The sequence below is a fragment of the Micromonospora sp. NPDC048843 genome, from assembly GCF_040649965.1.
Lineage (GTDB): Bacteria > Actinomycetota > Actinomycetes > Mycobacteriales > Micromonosporaceae > Micromonospora > Micromonospora hortensis.
This window is the reverse complement of record NZ_JBEZGJ010000329.1, coordinates 1-3,733: the sequence shown is the minus strand read 5'-3', so window position 1 is coordinate 3,733 and position 3,733 is coordinate 1. Positions and strand designations below refer to the sequence as shown.

The following is a 3,733-nucleotide window of genomic DNA, read 5'->3' as shown; positions in this document are numbered from 1 at the left end:
GGTCCGCGCGGCCGTCGACTGTGGACAGCTGGCGCCACCACCCGGTGCTGAGCAACGCCTTGGCCCGATCCAGCTCGGCGGCGGTGACCGGCACTGTGGCCAGCTCGTCGACGACCTCGGCCAGCCCTTCGGCCAGCCGCTCGGCGCTCACTCCGGGGCGGGCGGTGGCGGTGGCGATCAGCGGTGCCGGGGCGTGTGCGAGGTCCACCCCGTACGCCCCGACCAGGTCCGGTTGCGCGATCCGCTCGCCGTCGGCGAGGCGCTGGTAGAGCCGGCTGCCCCGGCCGCTGCCCAGGATTGTGGCGAGCACGGTGATCACGTTGTATCCCGGGCTGCCGAACGGGTAGCTGCGGTGGGCGATGTAGACCCGTGGCGCCGGCACGTCGGCGCTCACCGACTCGACGGCCGTCTGCCCGGTGGCGGGCACGTTGCGGCCTTCCGGTGCCGGCGGGATGTCGTCGCGGGCGGGCAACGCGCCGAAGTACTTGTCGGCGAGCGCGAACACGTCGGAGGCGGTGGCGTCGCCGACCACTGTGAGCACCGCGTTGTTCGGCGCGTAGTAGGTCTGGTGGAACGCCTGGAAGGTGGCCAGGTCGGCGGCGTTCAGGTCGGCCATCGAGCCGATCGTCGCGTGGTGGTAGGGGTGCCCCGGCGGGTAGAGCAACGGCAGCAACCGCAGCCAGGCGTCGCCGTACGGCACGTTCTCGTAGCGCTGCCGGCGCTCGTTCTTCACCACGTCCCGCTGGTTGTCCAGCGTCTCCTGGGTGAGGGCGGGGACCAGGCCGCCCATCCGGTCGGCCTCCAACCAGAGCGCCAGCTCCAGGTGCTCGGCCGGGACCGTCTCGAAATAGTTGGTCCGGTCCGGGTTGGTGGTGGCGTTGAGCGAGCCACCGGAGCCCTGAATCAGCTTCATGTGCTCGGTCTTCGCCACGTTCACCGAGCCCTCGAACATCAGGTGCTCGAAGAGGTGGGCGAAACCGGTCTGCCCAGCCGGCTCGTGCCGGGAGCCGACGTCGTACCAGAGGTTGACGGCCACGGCGGGTGCGGTGCGATCCTCACTCACCACCACGCGCAGGCCGTTGTCCAGTCGGGACGTCTGAATGGGCCAGGGGTAACCGCTGTCGGGCATGCCCCCGACGCTATCCGATCTCGGGGGCGGAAAGGTGACGTGCCGTCGGTCGGCGAGCCGACCCGGGCGGCATCGGAGCCGCCGCGCGGGGTACCGGGAAGCAATGACCGCCACCCCGCCTCCGTCCCGGTCCGCCGGCCGGTCCGCCACCGCCGTCGAACGCCTCAGCACCGCACTCGGCCGGCTGCGCCGCGGCCGGCTACTGCATCCGGCCGGTCGCTCGTTCGTCGGCGAGACGGTGATCTGGGGTACGCCCGGACCGCCCACCGGGGTCGCTCTGCTGGACCACCCCGGTGGGTACCGGACCACCGTCCGGCTCTCCAAGGGGACGCCCACGCCCGGCAGTTGGCCCGACGTCCTGGGCCTCGCGCTGCGCCTGCACCGCGACGACGGCCGGCCTTTCGACCTGCTGGTCAGCTCCAGCGGCGCGGCCCCGGTGCTGCGGAACCTGCCGCTGCCCCGACGCCGCTTCACAGGCACGTACAGCACGATCACGTGCTATCGCGCGGGTCGGCGCCGCCTCTGGCTGGCCGCGCTGGCCGATCCCGACTCGGCCGACCTCGGTCGCAGCCTGGCCACGGCGGCCGCCGCGACCCGGACGGACACCCCGCGCCTGGTGCTCGCTGTCGCGTCGGCGGTGGGGCCGTGGCGGCTGGTCGGGCAGGTCAGTCTCGGTGCCCAGCTCAGCGCGGAGGAGGACGCGGCGCTCGCGTTCGACCCGGTGCGCAACCTGCCACCCGAACTGCGGGTGGCAGGTCCGCTGGCCTGGCTACGAGACCAGACCTACCGGGGGTCGCGCCGGGCCCGTGGGGCGACCGCTCAGTCCGGCGGTTCGACCGCCACCACTGTCTGATCCGAGGTACGACGTTCCAGCACCGTGTCCGGGGCGGCGTTCTGGTCCCCCTCGCGGATGTCCGACTCGGCGAGGATGGCCTCCGCCTGCGCCTCCGGGTCGTCACTGCCCACCGCCTTCTCCTCGGGCAGGAGGTGGTGCGCGCGGGACTCCACCCGGTCCTGATCGCTCTGCTCGTGTGTCATGGCACCCCTGTTACCCCGACCGCGCCCCCGGCACGCGATCTTCGCCCCGCATCTTGGGACGACAGGACGGGTGACCGCGTCCGGTCGGGTACGCTGGCCCGGTGACGCGTTCCTATCGATGGTTTAGGCAGCCGGCTCGCACGCCGGTGACTTCACCATGAACTGACGTCACCACGGACCGAGCCGGCTGGGCAGGAGCTGTCGTTCCTGCCCTTTTGCGTACGAGCAGCCGGCTCGTCCCGGGCACCGGCCCCGGGCACGGTCGGCGGAAGGATGCCCACCGTGACGACCCCGGAGACCGATCGGGTCAGCGATCAGCGGATCGACCGTGTCGTGCCGCTGACCACGCCCGCCCTGCTGCACCACGAGTTGCCCCTGGACGCCCCGCTCGCGTCGGCCGTGTTGACCGGCCGCCGCGCTGTCGGTCGCGTGCTGGACCGCGAGGACGACCGCCTGCTGGTGGTGGTCGGTCCCTGCTCGGTGCATGACCCGGCCGCCGCCCTGGACTACGCGCAGCGTCTTCGGACGGCAGCCGACCGGCTCGCCGACGACCTGCTGATCGTCATGCGGGTCTACTTCGAGAAGCCACGCTCGACTGTCGGTTGGAAGGGCCTGATCAACGATCCCGGCCTGGACGGCAGCGGGGACGTCAACACCGGCCTGCGGCTGGCCCGTGCGCTGCTGCTCGACGTGCTCCGCCTCGGCCTGCCGGTGGGTTGCGAGTTCCTCGACCCGATCACCCCGCAGTACATCGCGGACACGGTGGCCTGGGGCGCGATCGGTGCCCGCACCGTGGAGAGCCAGGTGCACCGCCAGCTCGCCTCCGGCCTGTCCATGCCGATCGGCATGAAGAACCGCCCGGACGGCAGCATCGGCACGGCAGTGGACGCGATCCGCGCCGCCGGGGTGCCGCACGTCTTCCCCGGCATCGACTTCTCCGGCACCCCGGCGATCATGCACACCCGGGGCAACACCGACGGGCACCTGGTGTTGCGCGGTGGGGGCGGCCGGCCCAACTACGACGCCGAGTCGGTCGCCGGGGCACTCGACCTGCTCCGCGCCGCCGACCTGCCGGAGCGGCTGGTGATCGACGCCAGTCACGCCAACAGCGGCAAGGACCACCGCAACCAGCCGCTGGTCGCCGCGGACGTGGCCGCCCAACTGGCCGCCGGCCAGCGTGGGATCACCGGCGTGATGCTGGAGTCCTTCCTGCTGCCCGGCCGGCAGGAGCTCGACCCGACCCGGGAGCTGGAGTACGGCCGGTCGGTCACCGACGCCTGCCTGGGCTGGGACGACACCGCCGAGGTGCTCGACCACCTCGCCTCGGCCGTGCGGGCCCGCCGGGCCACCCTGTCGACGACTGTGTGACCGCCGACACCACTACCCACGGAACACGAGCGGGGGCCGGCTCGTTGACAGGGGTGTCGGTGTGTCCAGTGTCCCCGGGCCTCACCTAAATAGCCTTCGCGGAATACCGTCCGGCTGGAGCCGCGTAGTGCCACTCGCCGAGAGGCGACCTGCACACCGACACCAGCGCCGCCCCCGGCCTTGTGGGCCGGGGGCGGC

General features: G+C 72.4%; 4 protein-coding genes. 2 read left to right on the top strand and 2 right to left on the bottom strand.

Going from position 1 to position 3,733, the window contains the following annotated elements; all coding sequences use genetic code 11:
* Nucleotides 1-1,129: pitrilysin family protein (locus tag AB0C20_RS35615; protein WP_357569663.1), on the bottom strand; the 1,129-nt coding region annotated here is incomplete at its 3' end.
* A gap of 103 nt (nucleotides 1,130-1,232) precedes the next feature.
* Here AB0C20_RS35615 and AB0C20_RS35610 point away from each other — a divergent pair.
* On the top strand, nucleotides 1,233-1,982 hold the full coding sequence (locus AB0C20_RS35610; RefSeq protein WP_357185054.1) for a phosphodiesterase: 750 nt from the start codon (nucleotides 1,233-1,235) through the stop codon (nucleotides 1,980-1,982).
* Here AB0C20_RS35610 and AB0C20_RS35605 read toward each other — a convergent pair.
* Nucleotides 1,949-2,167 carry a hypothetical protein gene (locus AB0C20_RS35605; RefSeq protein WP_357185051.1) on the bottom strand — a complete coding sequence of 73 codons (219 nt, stop codon included), beginning with the start codon at nucleotides 2,165-2,167 and terminating at the stop codon, nucleotides 1,949-1,951. The two genes, AB0C20_RS35610 and AB0C20_RS35605, sit on opposite strands and share 34 nt — an antisense overlap.
* A 273-nt stretch (nucleotides 2,168-2,440) precedes the next feature.
* Here AB0C20_RS35605 and AB0C20_RS35600 point away from each other — a divergent pair, with 273 nt between their 5' ends.
* Nucleotides 2,441-3,535, top strand: a complete 1,095-nt coding sequence (locus AB0C20_RS35600) for a 3-deoxy-7-phosphoheptulonate synthase (RefSeq protein WP_357185048.1) — start codon at nucleotides 2,441-2,443, stop codon at nucleotides 3,533-3,535.
* The last annotated feature ends 198 nt before the right edge of the window (nucleotides 3,536-3,733 follow it).